Origin of the sequence: Acinetobacter sp. YH16031, assembly GCF_013417335.1 — a bacterium.
In the GTDB taxonomy this organism is placed as follows: Bacteria; Pseudomonadota; Gammaproteobacteria; order Pseudomonadales; family Moraxellaceae; genus Acinetobacter.
The window spans coordinates 1-1567 of sequence record NZ_VPED01000147.1 but is presented as its reverse complement, the minus strand read 5'-3'; the positions used below and the strand labels follow the sequence as shown (position 1 = coordinate 1567).

The window sequence follows — 1567 nt, the reverse complement described above, 5'->3', positions numbered from 1 at the left end:
AGTTACAGCCACGGTAACATATTAATATTTGTTATCGTAAAGATATTCTTCATTTAAAGGATATCAATATGAGAAATCCGATACGTTGCTCTAATCTACTACGTAAGTACAGTTTAGTTTGTCTAGTAACGAGTATTTTTATGATACAGGCGCATGCTGCAAGCTTGCAGGTTGCGCCTATTTTATTAGAGTTTTCCCCTCAGGAAAAAGTTAAAGAGCTTTGGTTAACCAATACAGGAAGTGACGAAATTCGGGGCCAAGTCCGAGTAAATTATTGGACACAAAATAATAATCAAGATGTTATTACACCTACAAAAGATCTGATAGCAAGCCCCATGGTATTGACTATACCTGCTGGGCAAAGACAGTTAGTTCGCTTGATTCGTAGCGCAAATAACAATCTTTCATCTGAACAAGCCTATCGACTCATCGTCGATGAATTACCTAATCCAAAAACTGAAGAGAAAAGCGGGTTGCAGCTTTTGCTGAAATATTCGATCCCAGTTTTCTTTAAAACATCACATATAAATGCTGTAGATCAAGGCTTAACTTCTTTAAAAGGCATGACATTTAAATATACGGATCATCAATTACTAGTCATCAATAAAACTACAAGTTATAAGCGTTTTAGCCAGTTTGCTTATGTAGATTCTCAAGGTAAAAAGACACCAATTCAAATGGGACTGATGGGCTATGTTCTAAATGGTCAGAGTATGCAATGGCCTATCCCTAAACAACTGAATATTCAACCGACTGGAAAGTTTGTTGCTGTTGTGAACATGGATGTACGTGAACAAATACTTCAAGTAGCACATTGATGTATTCATCAATTTTGGAGTGGTTTTGTGAGTGTACAGATTAGTGATTTGCTATTTGCAGGAGCAATCATTGCAGTGGCACCCAATACACTTGCACAAGTCAGCGATCCAAAACTGATTCAAGATATGCAGCAAGATTTATATTTAGATGTCGAACTAAATCAATCAGCACAACCAGAAATAGGACATTTTTTACAACAAGATAAACAGCTTTATATAGATGTGACATCATTAGACAAACTCTCAATTCAAAGTAGTGCTCCTCAAGTCTTGGTTGACCAAACAAACTATATTTCTTTAGATGCTATTAACGGGCTAAGTTATCAATATGACAATCTAAACCAGAAAATCACCATACAAGTCCCTATTGAATTATTAAGTGCAAAAAACCAATATAGTTATCAAGCTAAATCTGTAGCAACGGTTAATCCCCAGCAAGAAAGACAAGGCTTACTTTTAAACTATACGGCTTTTGCACAACAAACTGATGATCATTTTTCATTTAATGGATGGAATGAACTTCGTTATTTTGGTCTATTCAATGGTGTACTGAGTATTTCAGGTAATTATCAATATCAAGATAATCAGTTTACTGATCGTCAAATTCTAGATACGTATTGGGAGAAAGACTTCCCAGAGCAAATGCTTCGTTTACGTTTGGGCGATGCGCAAAGTGATGCTTTAACGTGGACACGCTCTACTCGGATTAGTGGTCTAAGTTTGGCTAAAAATTTCGCATTACAGCCTTA

Annotated in this window: 1 protein-coding gene and 1 pseudogene; both read left to right on the top strand. The window is 36.1% G+C overall.

What is annotated here, in order from left to right:
* Positions 1-140 precede the first annotated feature (140 nt).
* A complete protein-coding gene (locus FTV31_RS16725; protein WP_257223471.1) occupies positions 141-818 on the top strand; it encodes a molecular chaperone in 678 nt (225 codons plus the stop codon).
* A gap of 27 nt (positions 819-845) precedes the next feature.
* Positions 846-1567 (top strand): annotated as a pseudogene (locus FTV31_RS16720) (fimbrial biogenesis outer membrane usher protein); the annotation flags it as partial.